General features: G+C 49.7%; 18 protein-coding genes and 1 pseudogene. 14 read left to right on the top strand and 5 right to left on the bottom strand.

What is annotated here, in order from left to right:
- The first annotated feature begins 41 nt into the window (after positions 1-41).
- The 4 genes from ABLV76_RS12355 to ABLV76_RS12370 are packed head-to-tail and all read left to right on the top strand — an operon-like array spanning position 42 to position 7,742.
- Complete coding sequence (locus tag ABLV76_RS12355) at positions 42-413, top strand: hypothetical protein (protein WP_100729760.1); 372 nt, start codon at positions 42-44, stop codon at positions 411-413.
- On the top strand, positions 414-3,128 hold the full coding sequence (locus ABLV76_RS12360; RefSeq protein ID WP_100729759.1) for a transglycosylase SLT domain-containing protein: 2,715 nt from the start codon (positions 414-416) through the stop codon (positions 3,126-3,128).
- Positions 3,112-4,818 (top strand): hypothetical protein, encoded by a 1,707-nt coding sequence (locus ABLV76_RS12365; RefSeq protein ID WP_226649875.1) that lies wholly within the window; start codon positions 3,112-3,114, stop codon positions 4,816-4,818. Before ABLV76_RS12360 ends, ABLV76_RS12365 begins: the two co-directional genes overlap by 17 nt.
- Positions 4,818-7,742, top strand: a complete 2,925-nt coding sequence (locus ABLV76_RS12370) for a hypothetical protein (protein ID WP_110243663.1) — start codon at positions 4,818-4,820, stop codon at positions 7,740-7,742. The genes ABLV76_RS12365 and ABLV76_RS12370 overlap by 1 nt, the downstream gene beginning before the upstream one ends.
- Here ABLV76_RS12370 and ABLV76_RS12375 read toward each other — a convergent pair whose 3' ends face one another.
- The 4 genes from ABLV76_RS12375 to ABLV76_RS12390 all read right to left on the bottom strand — a co-directional run bounded on the left by ABLV76_RS12375 (position 7,743) and on the right by ABLV76_RS12390 (position 9,133).
- The gene (locus ABLV76_RS12375; RefSeq protein ID WP_032451348.1) at positions 7,743-7,955 is read right to left on the bottom strand and encodes a hypothetical protein; all 213 of its coding nucleotides are present in this window, start codon (positions 7,953-7,955) and stop codon (positions 7,743-7,745) included. It lies immediately after the preceding gene.
- Between the two features lie 63 nt (positions 7,956-8,018).
- Positions 8,019-8,672 carry a hypothetical protein gene (locus ABLV76_RS12380; protein ID WP_009308364.1) on the bottom strand — a complete coding sequence of 218 codons (654 nt, stop codon included), beginning with the start codon at positions 8,670-8,672 and terminating at the stop codon, positions 8,019-8,021.
- A 144-nt stretch (positions 8,673-8,816) separates the two neighbouring features.
- Entirely contained in the window at positions 8,817-8,969 is a 153-nt protein-coding gene (locus ABLV76_RS12385) for a transmembrane anchored protein (protein ID WP_071786703.1), read from the bottom strand.
- 32 nt (positions 8,970-9,001) lie between these two features.
- Positions 9,002-9,133 carry a hypothetical protein gene (locus ABLV76_RS12390; protein ID WP_023343144.1) on the bottom strand — a complete coding sequence of 44 codons (132 nt, stop codon included), beginning with the start codon at positions 9,131-9,133 and terminating at the stop codon, positions 9,002-9,004.
- Positions 9,134-9,298: 165 nt separating this feature from the next.
- Here ABLV76_RS12390 and ABLV76_RS12395 point away from each other — a divergent pair, with 165 nt between their 5' ends.
- The 9 genes and pseudogenes from ABLV76_RS12395 to ABLV76_RS12435 all read left to right on the top strand — a co-directional run.
- On the top strand, positions 9,299-9,514 hold the full coding sequence (locus tag ABLV76_RS12395) for a phage holin (protein ID WP_004199490.1): 216 nt from the start codon (positions 9,299-9,301) through the stop codon (positions 9,512-9,514).
- A gap of 1 nt (position 9,515) precedes the next feature.
- Positions 9,516-10,055: a lysozyme gene (locus tag ABLV76_RS12400; RefSeq protein WP_110243662.1), complete on the top strand. Its 540-nt coding sequence runs from the start codon at positions 9,516-9,518 to the stop codon at positions 10,053-10,055.
- On the top strand, positions 10,052-10,582 hold the full coding sequence (locus tag ABLV76_RS12405) for a hypothetical protein (RefSeq protein ID WP_009308366.1): 531 nt from the start codon (positions 10,052-10,054) through the stop codon (positions 10,580-10,582). The genes ABLV76_RS12400 and ABLV76_RS12405 overlap by 4 nt, the downstream gene beginning before the upstream one ends.
- Complete coding sequence (locus ABLV76_RS12410) at positions 10,579-10,731, top strand: DUF1378 family protein (protein WP_004199504.1); 153 nt, start codon at positions 10,579-10,581, stop codon at positions 10,729-10,731. The genes ABLV76_RS12405 and ABLV76_RS12410 overlap by 4 nt, the downstream gene beginning before the upstream one ends.
- Positions 10,732-10,819: 88 nt before the next feature.
- On the top strand, positions 10,820-13,558 hold the full coding sequence (locus ABLV76_RS12415; RefSeq protein WP_348878335.1) for a hypothetical protein: 2,739 nt from the start codon (positions 10,820-10,822) through the stop codon (positions 13,556-13,558).
- Positions 13,559-13,568: 10 nt separating this feature from the next.
- A complete protein-coding gene (locus ABLV76_RS12420; protein ID WP_348878336.1) occupies positions 13,569-13,862 on the top strand; it encodes a hypothetical protein in 294 nt (97 codons plus the stop codon).
- A 308-nt stretch (positions 13,863-14,170) separates the two neighbouring features.
- Complete coding sequence (locus ABLV76_RS12425; protein WP_110243599.1) at positions 14,171-14,596, top strand: hypothetical protein; 426 nt, start codon at positions 14,171-14,173, stop codon at positions 14,594-14,596.
- 29 nt (positions 14,597-14,625) lie between these two features.
- Positions 14,626-14,907, top strand: a complete 282-nt coding sequence (locus tag ABLV76_RS12430; RefSeq protein ID WP_142669384.1) for a right-handed parallel beta-helix repeat-containing protein — start codon at positions 14,626-14,628, stop codon at positions 14,905-14,907.
- Between the two features lie 261 nt (positions 14,908-15,168).
- Positions 15,169-15,361, top strand: a pseudogene (locus ABLV76_RS12435) (DNA-invertase); the annotation flags it as partial.
- Here ABLV76_RS12435 and ABLV76_RS12440 read toward each other — a convergent pair.
- Positions 15,335-15,610 (bottom strand): hypothetical protein, encoded by a 276-nt coding sequence (locus ABLV76_RS12440; RefSeq protein ID WP_004141496.1) that lies wholly within the window; start codon positions 15,608-15,610, stop codon positions 15,335-15,337. The pseudogene ABLV76_RS12435 and the gene ABLV76_RS12440 sit on opposite strands and share 27 nt — an antisense overlap.
- A 553-nt stretch (positions 15,611-16,163) precedes the next feature.
- Between ABLV76_RS12440 and ABLV76_RS12445 the strand changes: the two genes are divergently transcribed.
- Positions 16,164-18,590 carry a glycogen/starch/alpha-glucan phosphorylase gene (locus tag ABLV76_RS12445; protein ID WP_348878337.1) on the top strand — a complete coding sequence of 809 codons (2,427 nt, stop codon included), beginning with the start codon at positions 16,164-16,166 and terminating at the stop codon, positions 18,588-18,590.

Here is an 18,590-nt window from a genome sequence, read left to right on the forward strand (position 1 = left end):
CAACGTACTTTCCTCCTGAAACCCAAACAGGAGGAAAGACCATGAATCAGCTGACCAAAACCAAACCTATCCTTTTAACCTACGCACAACGCGAAGCACTGGAAATTATCCAGAGTGAAGAGCGGGCGCGTTCTCCCTACGGCGCAGCGCCATCAATCCCCGAACTGGTGCGTAGCCTGCTTGATATAGCGCTGAAGGATGTCTACGCGGGCATTGAAAAGCAGAAAGAAATAAAGGCGCAGCAGGAAGATTTGGAAAAACTGCTAGCCACCGCGCCGGTAGCAGAAGAAGCGACAAAGGATTTTCTTGCTACACGTAATTCTCTGCTCCAGCAGGAACATGGGGCAGCCCCCGGCTCATTAAATTACATGGGCGCAACTATGCTTACTGAAACAAAACCAGAGGAAGCGTAAATGCCACAACTTCCTTTTTACAACCGTCAGGTGACGACTCAGGGCCTCGGAGCGGGTCCTGTTAACCTCCCCAACTCTACTACTGATCAGCAGTTTTTAGACGAAGGGTCCGACGCAGCGTCGAGAGCTGCGGTATCAATCCAGTCCCATCTGGATGATACTTCTGTACAGGATAATCTCCTGAAGCTTACGTATAGCCGTTACAACCTTGCAGAAGAACAACAAAAGAAATTGGGGATTAATGCCGATGGATCATCTGATCAAGCACTTTCCCAGTTTGACGATTACGCCGCCACCCTCAGGCAAAATATCCCTCAGTCCCGTATGGAGGAGTGGGACAGACAGGCTGCCATCACTCGCCTTCAACTCCAGAGCACAACCGACACACATGAGCTTGACCAGCACCAGGCATTCAAGCGCGGGCAGTATGAGGGCAACCGGGAAATGGCTATTGCGGATGCTCAGACGTTCCGTGCTGATACGCCAAACTATCAACTTACCTTAGCCAGAATGAAAGACAATATCACTTCTTATGGGCAATCTAACGGTTGGTCGCAAGAGCTGATAGATGGTGAAATTCGTAAAACTGAGCAGCAAATGTCTCAGAACGCCACACAGGCATACATTGCTGACTGGCGGACCAAACAACTGACATCACCAACCACCTTCACACCTGGTGACCTTTCGTCTGACAAAGTTTTCTCAGCGATGATCCCTGCGGAATCTGGCGGACGGCAGTTTAATGGCAATGGTCAAACGCTTACCTCGCCGGCTGGCGCCATGGGGATAGCGCAGGTCCTCCCAGCAACAGCTGAAGAAACGGCCAAAAAACATGGCATGCAGTGGGATCCACAACGCTTTATGTCTGACGCCAGTTACAACATGCAAATAGGTCAGCTATATCACCAGGATCTTACCAAAAAATACGGAGGTAACCAGGCGCTCGCGGTAGCTGCATATAACGCCGGGCCGGGTGCGGTAGATGACTGGATTAACGGTACGAATAAAGCCGGAAAAAATCCGGCGCTCCTTCGTTTAGGGGATCCCAATAAAGGGGAGATTTCCAGCGATCAGTTTATTGCCGGGATACCTTTTAGCGAAACCCGTAATTACACCATGAATGTTTTAAGCCGTGCTCAGTCTTTGCCGCCGGAAGCTGAGATATCGCAGATCCAGAAAATGCCCTGGTATCAGAATGCGAGTCCGGAGCAGAAGAGCCAGTTTTTAGGTCAGGTATCCGCTGAAGTAAACCGGCAGCGCGCATACGGCATGCAGAACCTGCAGGACACCATGCAAAATAATATGGCTCAGATGCAGAACGGGATCATGCCCACACGTGACGTCACTCGCCAGGAATATCTCTCATATCTGCCGCAGGGAGCAACAGCGCCGCAGCTTGAACAATACAACCGCCAGTATGATGAGTATGAAGCGACAAAAGCGCTGGTGCCGACATATAACACGATAATGACCCAACCCGTCGCGATGGCGCAGCAGAGCGTTCAGGCGCTTTACCCGCAACCTAACGACCCTGACTTTGATCGCAAGTTGTCTTTATACCAGAAAGCTACCGCCCAGTTGCAGCAGGTAACTCAACAGCGCAAAAGTGATCCCGGCGCGTGGTTTATGAAAAACTCGCCACTTGTGCAGCAGGCATATAACTCATGGCAACAAAACCCCGCCGATCCTGCTATGGCACAGTCATTTATTGCTTCGGTGCAGTCAGAGAAAAGTCGATTCGGTATCAGCAGTCAGAAGGTGCTTCCTGACTCGATAGCGCAGGCTATGGCTGAAGGATTTAACAACAACAAAGAAACAACGGTTGAATCCATCAGGCAGCAGCTGAACGCGTTTGGGCCATATTCGCAGGCGGTCGGCCGACAGATTATGGGGCAAAGTAAAAATGGTCCTCTGGTTGGTGCATTATCAGCTGGAAATCCGCGGGCAAGTGTACCGTTGTGGCAGGAAAGAAACACGCCAACGTCAGCCCTGAAAGAGTCAGTCGTTGCAAAAAATGGAAAGGGGTCAGACACCTCCGTTATGCAAGAATGGGCCGATGCGTCTGCAGGTTTCCGTCAGACGATGCTTGTGCAGCCCGGCGGTGCAGGAAGCTGGTCAACGCTTGACGAACAGGGGCAGCGGCTGACGATGATCAACGTATTACGTGGAATGGATGCAGGTGCTGCGGCAAAGCAGGCTGCTGCCGATATGTTCACCAGTCAATACACTGTCAACGATACATATCGCGTTCCAACTTATCTTGGCTATCAACCAGATTACATCGCCCGCGGTGCCAGCCTGTTTAAAGATAAGCTGACAGCAGATCAGCTTCAGCCTCTTAATTTCGGGAGTAAAACGCCCGACGAATTCACCAAATCACAAACGCTTTATGAGGTAAAAAATAACGCCCACTGGGTAAATAACTCGGATGATACCGGTCTGGTGCTGTATCTGGGCAATAACGTACAGAATGACGCCAGTGGAAATCCGATTACCGTTAGCTTTGCGGATCTCGACAAAATGGCGAAAGCTGACCCATCCTGGTGGCAGAGCGTTAAAAAATTCGCATCCCGGGAGACGACGTATACTCCAGGGACTGAAAGAGATGCGCGAGCGCAGAATCTTCAGGGATTACGTGAAACGTACGGCGGCCAGTCACAAAGCGGCCCATCCTTTTCTGAAGGAATGAGGGACACCAATGCCAATATTCGTTGATGATGGTGACGGAGGTTCAGGCCTGCAGCAGCCAGGTAGTAACTTTGAAAGCGGATTTGGTCAGGCTTTGGGGGCTGCTTTTTCTGAAGGAATGCGCTCAGGACCAGCCAACGCTGGAAGTCGGTTTTTTGAATCCGAGGCCTATGCTAATGATCCTACATCTCCTTTAGTAGATCAGCAGACGGCTCAGCAAAAGTTTGACTCTCTGGGCATCAAAAATATCAAAATACCCGAACAGGGTGTAACACAGGCGTATCTGGACCATGTAACCGAGACAAGCCGGGCGACACAGGAGCGGCGAGCAATATTGCAGTCCGCGCCTTCCGGCGTAGCAACACCTCTTATTTTTACCGCGGGGCTGGCTGGCGCAATGACGGATCCGGGTAACCTTGCTCTGGGGTTTGTTCCAGGTCTTGGGGAGGTGAGAGCGGCCAGCGTTGCAGGTCGATTTGCACAGCGATTTGTACAGGGTGCCAGCGCCGGTGCCGTCCAGTCTCTGGTTGCTGAACCTATTAATGCCCTGGCATCAGCGTCTGAAGGTGATGATTACACCCTCGGCCAGGCAGTGGAAAATTTCTTCATGAACACGATAGCCGGCGGTGGACTGCATGCCTTTGGCGGTGCCATTCGTGATTCAATAGCCGCCAGGCGTCAGCAGCGTTTACAGCAGGATAACCCGCAGGCGGTTTCTGACGCTGCGCCAGCAGGGCAGGCGGATATCGTTAATGCCGCTGGGCTCACTCCGGACAACACTCCTGTATTGCGTGACAGTTTTGCCGACGCTCAGGCTGACTTGGCCCGAACCATTAACACTGGCCTTGATGATTATGCCTGGCAGCGTGCATGGAACGAAACTATTCAGCCCTATCGTGATTCTCTCTCCGGGCAGCTTGACGGGCAGTCGCCCCGCATTGCCGACATCAACCGGCAGATTGCCGAAAATGAAGTCTCGTTGCAGCAGTCAGATCAGCAATTCCGTGACCTGGCAAAACAGTATCAGGGCCAGCGCATGAGCCGCAAGCAGGCGGAAGCACGTGCGCGAAAAGATATTGAGCAAATCCGCCAAAACACTGAGGAATCGACAGCACGGTTACGCGAAGAAATTTCTGCCAACCGGGACGCAGAAATCTCACGCGGCAAATTACACCAGCTTGAGCGTGGGGAAATTCCGGATGATCTGGCAAGTCTGATTGAAGCCAGGGCCGGGCAGATCAAACAAGGGTTGCAGGTTTCTCCGCTGGTTGGAGGTGTAAGAACCGCGTCTGAGCGTTTCAGCGATGCGAATATCTTTGTTCGCCAGAATGCACTGAGGTCTGCGATTCGCCAGGCAGTAGACGGTTACAATCCTGATATTGAGGATTTTTTCCGTCTTGCAGATCCGGCGGAACGTAACGCTGCACTCAATCGCCTGAAGATGCAGGCTGATAACCAGCGGCATTCTGATGCGGCCGCACGTGCAGCCAGCACAGATGCAGAACAAACCATCCAGCAGCGCGGAGACGACGAACTGCGGGCAGCGCAAGAAGACCTGCAGTCTGAAATGGAACTGGCCCAGGCGCATTTTAATGGACTGGAAAATCAGGCAGAAATAAACGCCCACCTTGCTGAAATTCAGGCTGGGGCCGGGGATATGAGTTTTGCTCAGGCTGCACGCGCATTTGCTGCCTGTATGTTGAGGAGAGCCATCTAATGGCACAGGGTGAATTTCTGACAGCCTGCGAGCAGGCAGTAAACACGGCGGCCGGGCGCCAGCTCGGTGAGGATGAGATGCAGGAGCTGGTTACCCGTATGGATTCTACTGTCGCGCGTATACGGGCAGAAAATCAGGGGTTATCCCTGGAGGAAGCTGCTCTCCGTGCTGCTGATGAAGTGGCGCGTGATGATGCGCTGGCGAAGCACATCGAAGCGCGAAACCGGGTTATCAATCTTCGCCTGATGCATGAGAACCTTCAGCGTATTGATGCCTTCGGTGGACGCCCTGATCTCGCTTTGTCCGCTATCATGGTGGGGCGCAATGAGGCTGTAGCCGGTTCCCGTGACAGCGCGTTTAATAACATGCGCCAGCTGCGCGATCACTACATTTCCGGTCTTGCCAATGATCTGGAAGCGCAGGGGGTTTTACCTGTTTTTGCTAATGGTTCACTGGATCAGAATATTGCTGATGCTATGTGGCGGTTGGGAAACAACCTCGATGTGGGGCATATTCCGGAAGACGCAATCAAAATTGCCCGCGTGCTGGAGAAGTGGCAGGAAAAAGCCCGCATCGATGCAAACCGTGCTGGCGCGTCGATTGGCAAACGGCCCGGTTATATTGCACGCCAGTCTCACGATATCCATAAAATTCGCACCGCAGGCTTTGAGGCCTGGCGTGATGCCATCCTCCCGGAGCTTGACCATCGTACTTTCGAAGGTCTGGACGTTAACGGTCAAAACGGCGTGACCGTTCGAAAAGCGGCGGTGATGACGGAAGACCAGATTTACGGACGTGCCCGCCCGGCCAAACCACTGAAACCTGAAAACGTGGGAGCGCTGGCGCAGCGTGCTGATGGACGTTTTTATATCAAAGGTATTGTCAGCGAAAATGTCGATCTCATGCGCGGTAACGGGCAGGTGGTGCGGGCGAATTTCCGCAATGGTGATTTGCTGGCTAACGGGCAGGATATCGATCTCGGTGATATCGTTGGTTTCCGGAATGACGGCGGCGAGTGGGTGAGCGTCGCCGGGCGGATCCCGCGTTTTGATCCGGCGACGCCGGGCGGACTGTCGCCATCACAGGCGGTCATCGATGATTTTTTGCATAACGTTTACGTGGGGCTGTCTTCCGGCGTCCATTTACGTACTGACCGCCCGGACTGGATGACGGGTTTTAAAGGCGGTAGCACCAACGTTGCGCGCCGGGCGAGCCAGGAACGCGTATTGCATTTCAAAGACGGGCTGTCGTGGTACCGCTACAACGATAAATTTGGCGTGGGTAACTTGCGTGAAGCCGTGGGGAGCGGTCTTATTCATTCAGCTGAAACTACCGGACTGATGCGGCGTATGGGGACCAATCCGGAAAACATGTTTAATGAGCTTGCCGACCGGATCGAACAGCGCTACAAAGCCGCGAAAGATGATAATGCGTTGAATAAATTCCGCCAGAAACGAAACACATCTTTGACCAATCAGTTAAAGGAAATCACCGGGCAAACCAACATTCCCGGTAATGCCGCGCTCGCCAGGGTCGCAGCAACAACCCGCGCGATAGAAACCATGATGAAGCTCGGCGGTTCAATGATTTCATCATTCAATGATATCGCTACCCAGGCTATGGAGATGCGCTATCAGGGACGAAATATGTTGGGCTCTGTCTGGGAAGCTACGGCCAATAAAGTCCAGCTAACACGCTGGAAAAATGCGGAGCGTCAGCAGGTTCTTAAATCGATCGGGTTACATGCTGATGCGATGAAAGATGAGCTAATTTATCGCTTCAGCGCTGACAATTCGATGCCTGGTAGAGTTAACCGCGCGATGCGCAATTATTTCCGGTTGAACCTTCAAAGCTGGTGGACGAATAGCAGCCGCTACAGTACCGGCATGATGGTTTCTGAATGGATGGGAGCGCACGCCGGAAAATCATTCCGTGATGTGCCGGAAGAACTGCGCCGGGTTCTATCGATGCATGGCATTGAAGAAAACGAGTGGGCAGCGCTCAGCAAAATGAAACTGCACGCAGCGGACGGTAACGCCTACATGACTCCTGACGGAGTAGCAGATATACCTCGAACAGATATAGAGAATTACCTCACCAACCGCGGGATAAAAATCAATGATCGTTCAGTAGAATACGCTCGCGAGCTTCTCTCCGATAAGGTGCGCGGTTATATACTCGATCGCGTTGGCGTAGCTCTGAACGAACCGGATGCACGCACAATGTCGATCATGAAGCAGGGTATGCAGCGAGGCACTGCCTATGGCGAAATGCTGCGATTTGCATGGCAGTTTAAATCTTTTACAGCCAGCTTTATGCAGAACGCGATCGGTCGAGAGCTCTACGGGCGTGGTTATGATTTTGGTTCACTAAGCCAGAATAATACCTTTCGCAATAACGCTCTGATCCGGGCGATGCGTAATGGAAACGGTGAGCTGATGGGCATTGCTCAGCTTTTCCTGTGGGCGACGGCGTTCGGTTATCTCTCCATGCAGACGAAGCTGATGCTTAGGGGCCAGACCCCGCGCCCTGCCGACAATGTCAGTACATGGACAGCAGCCATGGCGCAGGGCGGTGGGCTGGGTATTCTGGGGGATTTCCTATTTGGGGAGTACAACCGGTTCGGAAATACCCCGGCGACGTCGCTGGCTGGTCCGTTTGCATCAGATGCAGCACAACTGGTTAATCTTTTTGGACTGACGAAACAGGGGGATGCAAAAGCCGCTGATTACTTCAACTTTGCGATAAACCACACGCCGTACATGAACCTGCATGTGGTGCGCCCGGTGATGGACTTCCTGATCCTGAACCAGATGCGGGAATGGATGTCGCCTGGATCTTTGCAACGCTACCAGCAGCGCGTGAAGGAAGAGCAGGGAAACGACTTTATTATCCCGCCTTCGCAGTTTATGTTGGCACGATAATCAGTAATCCCTGAACCCAAATTTTTGCAGGATTTTATTGATGCCGATAGTGGAATACCAAGCGATACATAATCCTGCAACAGTTCCGATTACTGCAAAAGGGCCACACAGAATGTTCAGCAGTGAAAACCCATCATTCAGAACGGTAACAAAGCTGATTGCTATAGCAATACCGATCGCGAGATATATTACCTGGCTGTACTCACGGTTCATTATTATCCACCATTACAGAAGTATCTTTTTAATATAACAGATAATCAGCCCACTTAGGTGGGCTTAACTTCTTCCTCGATAAGAATCCCAGCAACTTTTACACCATGACATCAATCCGTCCGCATTGTTAGCATTCTTATAGTAACTGGTTCGTTTGCGGCGGATCTCGCAAATTGGACACCATTTGGTGTGCCTAGTGTTTTTGGGGCCATCAAGACAATGGGCGCACCATGTGGTGTAACCATCATGATGGGACTTGCTCGACTTTCTGAACTTATCCATCGGTAGATTGCGACTGCATCTGGTACACACTTTTCTGTGTTCCACCGGCGCAGATTCGGTTTTAGGTGTGATTTGTTTCTGCTCAACTCTTGGCAATGGGTTGACTATCTTCTCCACAGGTCTGCTTGATGCAACAGGCTGTGTTTGGTTTTGCCTTAGAGACTCAATAGCTTTTTGCTTAGCTAGTTGTTTGTAGTAATCAGATATCACCGCGTTGTCATAATCCGGCTGTGCGACGTTCACTGTATTTGGTTTAGTGTATTGGGTTGATACACTGTCTATAACCTGTCGTTCACGTATGCTGATTTCGCCGTCATCCGTTTTTATCTTGCGATCTCTGGTTATCTCAGTTCTGTTTGTCACTCTGGTTTTGTTCTGGTTGATGAGGTACAAAATCACAACCACAACGCCCACCACAACCCAAAAAATTTCCATATGGTAATGCTCTTAAAAATTCGTGATAGGTAGAAACATAATCTGACATTTGACAAGATAAAACCCTGATATTTAAACAGTGGTGTGCTGCGTGGTGAAATGTACTGCGGCATAAATAAGCCCACCGCATGGTGGGCTTTATCATTACTGCCCGCCCGGGCGAGAGTCAGCCGAACGACCACCACAACGTGAACCGTCAGCAGCGGTATCGTCAGGATGCTGGCAGTTTCCGGCGTACGCTTGCGTTACAGATCCCAAAGAGAGCATAACAAATAACACAGCGAATAATTTTTTCATGTTTTTCCTTGTGTGTAGTTTCTGAAACCTGATTAAGAGCAGGTACCACCTTTATGATGGGAGCCCGTTCCTCCATGCGGATGGGTGCCTTTCGGGCAAGCCATCGCCGACACTGACATCACACCAAACACCGCAACCAGTAACAGAGTAATTATTTTTTTCATTCGTCATTCCTTAATCATTGCCATAGGGATAATCCCAAAACCACTATAGCACCTGTTTCATTTCATGAATCCTGAAAAATGATCAGCTTTTGCCCAGTGTGAGAGGCCCTATCAAAATCTTCCTTGCCACTTAAATCAGCCATCCCGGCCGGGAGGTAAGGAACGATGAAAATGACACACAGAGTTTCCGAGGTCATCACCTACGGGACGTCAACAGTCAGCGCTACGTATTGGTTTTCGCAGCTGCTTGATTCATACACCCCCGGCCAGTGGGCAGCTATTGGCGTCATTGGCAGCTTGGTGTTCACCGCTTTGACCTTTCTCGTAAATATCTACTTCAAATGGCTCGCGTATCGCCGCGGCAAGTTCTCGGAAGAATAATATGGCTTCGACCAAAGCAAAGCTCAGTGCAGCCATGCTGGCGCTAATTGCCGCCGGTGCATCCGCGCCAACGCTCATGGATCAGTTCCTGAACGAGAAAGAGGGCAACAGTCTTACTGCATACCTTGACGGATCTAGTGTCTGGACGATTTGTCGGGGGGCAACCCGCATTGACGGCAAGCCAGTAACGAAGGGTATGAAGTTGACGCAGGCCAAATGCGATCAGGTAAACGCTATTGAGCGTAACAAGGCGCTGGCGTGGGTTGACCAGAACATCAGGGTTCCGCTGACGGCACCACAGAAAGTTGGTATCGCCAGCTTCTGTCCGTACAACATCGGACCGGGGAAATGTTTCCCCAGCACGTTCTACCGCAAGCTTAATGCGGGCGACCGTAAAGGGGCGTGCTCTGAGATTCGTCGTTGGATCTTTGATGGTGGCCGTGACTGCCGCCTCACCAAAGGCCAGAAGAAAGGTTGCTACGGTCAGGTTGAGCGACGTGACCAGGAAAGCGCCTTGACGTGTTGGGGGATCGATAAGTGAAACCAGAATCCATCGCCGCGGCAGTTATTATGCTTCTTCTTATCATCGGGCTCACAATCGCCGCAGGGCTGGGCTATCGATATAGCTCGGCATCCAGCAGAGCTGAAACGGCTGAAAGTCAGGTGACGCTGCAGGCAAGGGTTATCCAAATACAGGCGGATAATATCGCTGCTTTTCAAACTATAAGCGGCGATGTCCAGGAAAAAAACAGGGCAGTAGATGCCGGTACAGAGGAAAAAACCATTGAATATCGAACGATTCTCAAGCGCGAAAAAACGTGTGATATGCCTGTTCCTGCTGACGTTTCTGGTGGGTTGCTCGAATACACGAACAGTTTACGTTCCAGCGCAGTGCACGCCTATACCGACGGATCTGACAAGCCCAGTACTGGCACCATTACCGCCGGCGAACTGACATATTGCCAGGCTGTTTTATGGATAACCCCATTACTTGCTGCCATTGAAAAAGCAAATAACCAGCTGGCTGGTATTCGCCAGATTGAACAGAAAAGACAGGAGACAAAATGACGAACGTGCAAATGGGCTTACTTTACTTCAGCGTAGTGGTATCGGCTCTATATCTGGTAGCGGGCGGTTACAAGTCAATCCGGGCCTACTTCCAGAAAAAATTTGATGATGCTGTCGCAGCCAAAGCATCGGAAACCACCGAGAAATAACCCCTCAGGGCCGCATATTGCGGCCTTACTTTTGCCCAGCTTCAAAACGATTCTGACAATGCCACCATGTCGAACTGTTTTGGAGTAGATGATGGTCGAGAACGACACTTCATCGGTTGAGTATCAGCTATCAACCAGCACTGGCCCTTTTAGCATCCCTTTCTACTTCATTGAAAACGGGCATATTGTCGCGGAACTGTATACACAGAACGGTGACGACTTTAACAAAACTACGCTGACAATTGACGTTGATTATTATCTGAATGGCACCGGCGATAAGAATGGCGGTCAGCTGACTTTGCTCTCCGCACACAGTGGCGCTACGCTACTGATTTATCGTGATCCCGATGCGACCCAGTTAACCAGTTATCTGGCGACCGGTAAGTTTCCTGCGACAAGCCATGAACGCGCGCTTGATAAGCTGACTATGCTTATCCAAAAATTCGGTTGGTGGTGGGACTCTTTGGCTCTGAAAAAGCCAAATATCTTCGCTAACTATTATGACGCGCTCAATAACCGTATTCGTAACCTGCGTGATCCTTCACTGGCGCAGGATGCCGCAACAAAAAGCTACGTCGATAGTCGTGATATCGATCTGCAGCAGCAGATAACCAGCAACTTTAATCGTTCGCTGCGTGTCCCTGACTCCTATATAAGCCAGCTACCATCGGCCCAAGACCGCGCCTGGAAGGGGTTGGGTTTTGACGGTGCTGGTCAGCCTAAATTGCAGGACCCTGCAGGAACGGGGCTATGGGGATACGTTCCGGCCATAGGTTCGTTTGAGCAGGGATCGCTACTCACTCAACGTTTTGAGGTTCTTCTGTGGGAATCCACGGACGAATACTGGCGGTGGGATGGCGTAATGCCTAAGGTCGTTTTACCTGGTAGCACGCCGGCGACGGCTGGCGGTACAGGAAAGGGTAAGTGGATCGACGTTACCGATGCGACTCTTCGCTCAAACCTGGGTTCAAGCGAAGGGTTCATCTGGATAGGTGCTCCAGCCAGCATTGATGGCTTGAAACAAATTTTCCCGGCCAACGGCGCACGCCTAATTTGTAAGGGCGCACTGACTGAAAATGACGGAGGTGCGTCGTGGTGGAAGTTCGTTTCTGGCGATCACAGGGATATGGTGACCAAGTATCCTATGCTCTGCCGGGCACCACTGGCAGACCCTACCGGCGCCAGCGGCGTATGGGTTAACTCTCTGGACGGTGACCTGCTGGCGCATCGCTACGGACTGGGGATTTCGCAGGATCCGGTAGCCAACGGGCAGATTCTGAGAAATATGCTGGCGTGGAACAGCGATATTAACGCCACAATTTCCGAGGGATATGGAAAGAAAATAGCGCTTTGCGGGGATGTAATATGGATTGATTACGTGGAAATTACTCAGTCCAGCGTGCATATCCAGGGAGCAAAAGGCGCAACAGCAAACCAGTACGGCGGTAAAGGCACGGTACTGATGTTCCGTGACGGAGATTCAACCAAACCAGCCTTCACTGTGTCAGGTAAATTTACGACCGATGAATCAACCGGCCGGGACAAAGTAGAAGGCAGGGTGACAGGCGTTAAACTGGACAACCTGACACTGGTCGCCGAGCAGTTTTTTAAAAACGCCACGCCAGCCGGTAAAACAGACCCAGCACCAACAACGTTTACCCCTCGCTCCAGTCGGCTTGGTCTGGTCATTCAGTACACTGGTGGTCATGGTGGTATTGACGGAGTGACGTCTATTGGTTTTGCGGGTAACCGGTTTAATGAATTCTGGGACTGTGAAATTCGCAGTCTCAGAATTATGTATTCTGGCGTTTCAGGGGTGACTCCTGCGCTGGAAATTGGCAGTCGTGCAAGTGATAACAGCAACAACCTCAATTTCTATCAGTTCCACATGGAATTCTGTCAGGAAACCCTGCGCATGAATTACACCAGGAACGTGCATTTTATTGGCGGAAAAATTGAATGCGAGCGCGCGGAAGACAGCCTGGAAAACGTGGTGAAACTGAATTATGCAGCATGGGAGGTTAAATTCTCTCAATTTATGTTTGTAACCGGCCATACCACCCTGGCGTATTTCTTCTGGAATGAGGGTATTGACGTCGGGTTTACCGATTGTGAATGGGAAGCCAGAAACGTTAATGCGAGCGATAAATACCAGGGCATCCGCTGGTATCACGGGAATAATGCGATTAACTCGCGTAACAACCACACTAACTCGATGTTTAAAAAAGTTCTTCCGAGTAATGGAACAGATGACTATCCGATTCATCTCGGCGACTCCGAGTCATTCGACGGCTCTGTGGTCGTGGATACGCAGGTGACGAACAAAAACGGGACGGCAACCGTTGTGAACAGCGGGCTGATTGCCCTCAGCTCAGGCGCGATAGTCAAACGAGCCACGCTGGAACCCAATCCTAATGCCAAGCTGGCGGGTCCACTATTTAACTTTAAAGGGGTTGGCGCTACGGTCATGGCCGTCAGTATCAAAGAAGGTCAGCCTTTCTATCAGCTGGCGACGGGTGGAAAAAATAACCACCTCAACGCGAACTATACGTTTAAAACGGCCTACGGCAGCACTGTTCCTAACGTGTGGGGGTATAGCCTGATTGCTCTTGGCCCGACAGATACCGCAGGCAGTATTAGCATTACCGCATTTGATGCCCCGGTGGGAGTTCCGTTCACCGTTCATCGTGGGCAAGGCTCTGTCACGCTGGTAAATAGCTCTGTCCTGAGGTTAATAAATGGAGCGAACCTCGATCTTGCTGCAGGAAGAGTTTACACCTTTGTGTGTGTTAATGCCGCGACAGGCGAGTGCCGCCAATCATCCTGAGGAGGAAGTCATGTCATTCAAAATGAACAGAATGTTTAACGTCACAATGACCGGAGATAACGGCCTTGCCATGGGTACACAGCAGGTTGAAGCAGAGGTGATATATACCATCACACTTATCCAGGTGATCGATGAGGGGACGGCGCACGCTACCATTAACGCCTCGGTCAACGGACAGACTCCAACACAGGCTGACGTGTTCCAGTTCCCGTATTCAATGAACGGAACTGGCCTGTTTGCTCAGGCTGAAACTGCCATTCTCGCCAGCGAAAAATATGCTGGCGCTATGGCTGAATCGGCATAAATGGGTCTCGTTAAAATAAAAAAGTTATGGTGGCAATAGCCAATATCTATATAATCGCTCCAAAAATGAATGCAAAATATGAGTAATTAAGTGCAGCTGGGAATTTGCTGATATATTTTTAGGTGCCAGTCTGATTTGTATTACATTTGTTTGTGGTTATTTATTGTGGATCCTTACTCTAAAGATTTGTGCTGTATCATCAATATCAATAGTTAAACCATAAAAATCAGTTATTTGTAAAATTTTTATTGACATTCTTTTTTTTGTGTGATAATTGATAGCTTGATGATTATAATTGGAGAGAAAAAATGAAAAAAACGCGAGTTGTAGGTGTTGAAGTAAATGGTGGTGAGGGGAATGAGTTCTCAAACGGTAAAATAAAAATTCATGGCAGTAAGGGAGATGATCTTAGAGGAATAGTTCTTAATGGGACATTTTTAAATAAATTTGATGGGTACAACATAGAGGTTGTGGCAGACGGGAGTAAATTGCAGGATGCTCTTGAAGACTTGCAAAGGATTAATGACGAAACAATTAATGATATGAGCGGGAACTCATATAAAGAAGATTGTATTAATACTGTGAATTCCTTAGTTGATGGCGGTGAGTTAGAGCGTAAGTTAAAGAAGTTATCACTGACGCTCTCTGTTTGGGGTCAGATAAAACAAGAGTTATTACCTACACTTGAGATGGTATGGGAGCATGTAAAGTCTAGTTTTGAACATCTTCAATAATCTTTTTTTAATCTAATGGTGATAATAATATGGAGCCTTTTAATTGTTTTTCAAAACCATGCGGCACATTCGCTATTCACGTTAAAAATAGCAAAGGGATGAAATTTAAAAACATAGAAGTGACTGGCTCGCCATATGGCTTTAAATTAGAGCGCTCATATAATAATAAAGTTGAAAATTATAAATTTGAAGTTAACACAGAGAGAGACATTCCAAGACGCTATATTCATGGAGGATCTGAACAAGTCATTTTCACCAAGGAAAAAGAACTATCATATCTTATAAGATGTAGTTTTTTTTATCAAAAGTAAGATGTGGTGCTTCTTAATTATCGGATTATAAAGTTTAGTGAATTTTCGCTTAATGCATATGGTTTTATCTGTACTGCATAATGCAGTTTTTTATAAATTCGCCTTCGTATCTGATTAATTATAAAATAATATAATCGGCTAAACCGTGTGATATGAAGCTATTAATATAAAGTCAAAACGATAAAAAATATCCAGTCTTAGCGACCTTTCTCTTCTATATGATGAGGGAGCAGATTGAAGTGTAATGGAGCCTGTTCTATACGTACCCGAGCCGGTTTGGCCGCTGCGAGGGAGCAGGGGAGAGTGGGCGGCCGCCGCCGGGTAATGACCACGGTGTCGCAGAATGCTGGAGAACGGCGCTACTAGGCAGCAGGTTTACGCGGTGATTGGTGTCGATGTGAAAACCATCTATCGCTATTGCCCAGCATCAGAGGTCATCGTCGATAAGAAATAGCGAGGGCGAATCCATCCCAGCATCCAGATAATCGATCGCTCTCTGGAGTTGATGGAGCAAGGCTTCCGCCCTATCCCTGGAGATGCAACAAAACAGGTCAGGAAACTCTTTCAGTGGCCAGTGAGGTACTGAAGCCATATTGTCAGTAAAAGTAGCATTGAGGAACACCTGACGGGTTAAAGCCGAATGGCTGACGTTAAAGCCAGTCAGTTCTGGAATGCTCGATGCGTTGGATTCTCTGTTGATCATTTTGGTCAACAATACTGTTTTTATGTACAGTTTTTTTACTCTTGAAACCGTAAGAAAGTCAAGGGAGATCCCTTAAAAGTTGAAAGAATAAAGCCCATGCATTAAGTGTAACTGATTGATTTTTAGCGGTGTCAAATAACGACTTTATTCTATGAATGTAGCATAACATACTGATTATAAAGCAATTTGATTTGGTCTTGAAAACCGGCGACCCGAAAGGGTTCCAGAGTTCGAATCTCTGCGCTTCCGCCATATAAAAGAAGGGGTTACCGAAAGGTAACCCCTTTTTACTTTTCCCCTGGCCGTTCTGACGGCGCGTCATCTTCACGTCACGACTGCGCAAACCCACCCTGCCTGCAGCGTTATCGCTGGTGAAAATGTGACGATTAATCCATTTCAAATTGTTGTTATTTTAATTATTCAGTCTCACATTATAAACGGAAATGGTGCTCAGGAATAAAAAACCTGGTGCAAAATATCTTCGTCTATACTTGGAAAACGATGATTTACCTGCCATGGTGCTTTCGCAGAAACAGAGACCAGTGAGGTCAGCATGCCTGTCATTAACCCGCAAGATATCAAAGCATTACGGGCGTTGGTTGAACAGAAATTAAAATACACGCTGTGTGTTAGCTTAAATAAAGCGACAAATGGCGATATTTTTAACGCGGTGGCGCTAGCCATTCGTCATTTTCAGCAGGACCATTTTCTGACGAGCCAGGCGCGGCAGCGCGAAGAGCGAAAAAAGCGCGTTTACTACCTGTCGATGGAATTTTTACTCGGCCAGTCGCTGCGTAATAACCTGGTGAATATGAATTTACTGGACGAGATGCGCCTGGTGGTCAATGACCTGGGGTTTGATCTTGAACTGATCCTTGACGAGGAGCCTGACGCCGCGCTGGGTAACGGCGGGTTAGGCCGTTTAGCCGCTTGCTTTATCGACTCGATGGCCACCCTTGATATTGCTGCATCCGGGCATGGCATCAAATACGAATATGGGCTTTTTCGCCAGTCCTTTCAAAACGATCAGCAGGTCGAGCATCCTGATGACTGGCACTCCATGCATTCCCCATGGCTGGTGGAGCATCACGCTCAGCAAATTCTGATCCCGCTGGGGGGGTATATTGAGCACAGCGAAGATATTGATGGCAACTACAATCCGATGTGGCTCGGTTGGAAAACCATCATCGGTATTCCCCATGATTATTTTGTTTCCGGCTACCGGGATACATCAACTAACACGCTGCGCCTTTACAGCGCGGTGGCCTCTGACTCCTTTAATATCCATATTTTTAATCGCGGGGATTATATTAAGGCAGTAAGTGAGAAAATCGCCTCGGAGAATATTTCAAAAATACTCTATCCTTCCGATGAGGTCCTGACCGGAAAAGAGCTGCGTCTGACGCAGGAGTATTTTTTGGTGGCCTGTACGCTACGGGATATTTTTCGTGACTATGCCGAGGTTAATGACGACATTACTTTGCTAGCGCAGCATGTGGCTATACAGCTTAATGACACCCATCCGGCATTAGCGGTGGTGGAGCTGATGCGGATCCTGGTCGATGGATACCGACTGCCATGGGAGCAGGCGTGGGAGATAACGCAAAATACCTGCGCCTATACCAATCATACGCTGATGCCGGAAGCGCTGGAGACCTGGCCGGTGTCGTTGTTTGAGAAACTACTGCCGCGTCATTTGCAGATTATCTTTGAGATTAACCATCGTTTCCTTAAAGAGGTGGCCCGGCGCTGGCCGGATAAACCTCATCTGTTATCTTCACTGTCTTTAATTGACGAGCATCACGATAAGCAAATTCGCATGGCTAATCTGGCCATTGTCGGTAGCCACCGCGTTAACGGAGTAGCGTGGCTGCATTCGGAACTGGTCAAAAAACAGTTGGTGCCCGACTTCTATTTTATGACCCCGGAGAAATTCATTAATCAGACCAACGGCGTCACGCCGCGTCGCTGGGTGCAGCAGGCTAACCCGGGCCTGGCAGAATTTTTACAGCAACAACTGGGGGAAGGGTGGCCAACTGATTTACCCCTGCTTTCCCGCCTGGAGGAGTTGGCCAGCGAGCCAGCCGTGATTGAGCGTATCCGGGCCATAAAATTTGCCAATAAAACCGCACTCAGCGAGCTGGTGGCTCAACGCTACGGCATCGCGCTGGATCCGCTGGCGATGTTTGACTGTCAGGTCAAACGTATTCATGAATACAAGCGCCAGTTGCTCAATATTCTGCACGTGATCGCGCTGTATCTGGATATCAAAGAGAACGGGCGCACTATCGCGCCAAAGGTGCATCTGTTTGCGGGTAAAGCGGCGCCAGGCTATCGGATGGCAAAGCTGATTATTCAGTTGATTAATACCGTTGCCCGAAAAATTAACAGTGACCCGCAGGTTGCCGGGCAGCTTAAAGTGGTATTCCTCGAAGATTATAAAGTCTCGCTGGCGGAGAAAATCATTCCCGCCACGGATCTCTCTGAGCAAATTTCCACCGCCGGCACCGAGGCGTCCGGCACCAGCAATATGAAGTTTGCCATGAACGGGGCGTTAACTATTGGCACCTATGATGGGGCGAACATCGAAATCCGCGAGGCGGTGGGGAGCGAGAATTTTTATCTGTTTGGCGCGGTGGCGGAAGAGATTGAAGAGAGCCGACGCCTTGGGCGGCATCATGGGTTCTATCATGACAACCCGGCTATCGCGCGTGTTGTCGATAGCCTGGTGTCCGGGCTGTTTTCAGCCGATCGCGAGCTGTTTGCGCCGCTGCATCAGATGCTGACAGGGGCCGATCATTACTGCCATCTGCTGGATTTCGACAGTTATTGTCTGGTGCAACGGCAGGCAATGGCCGATTTTGAACAGCCGGATCAGTGGCACCGCCGGGCCTTGCTCAATATTTGCCGGATGGGGGAATTTTCCAGCGACCGAACCATCCGCGGCTACGCCAGGGATATTTGGGGTATCAGGTGCTAA

The organism is Klebsiella sp. GB_Kp047 (assembly GCF_040065235.1).
GTDB classification, from domain to species: Bacteria; Pseudomonadota; Gammaproteobacteria; order Enterobacterales; family Enterobacteriaceae; genus Klebsiella; species Klebsiella quasipneumoniae.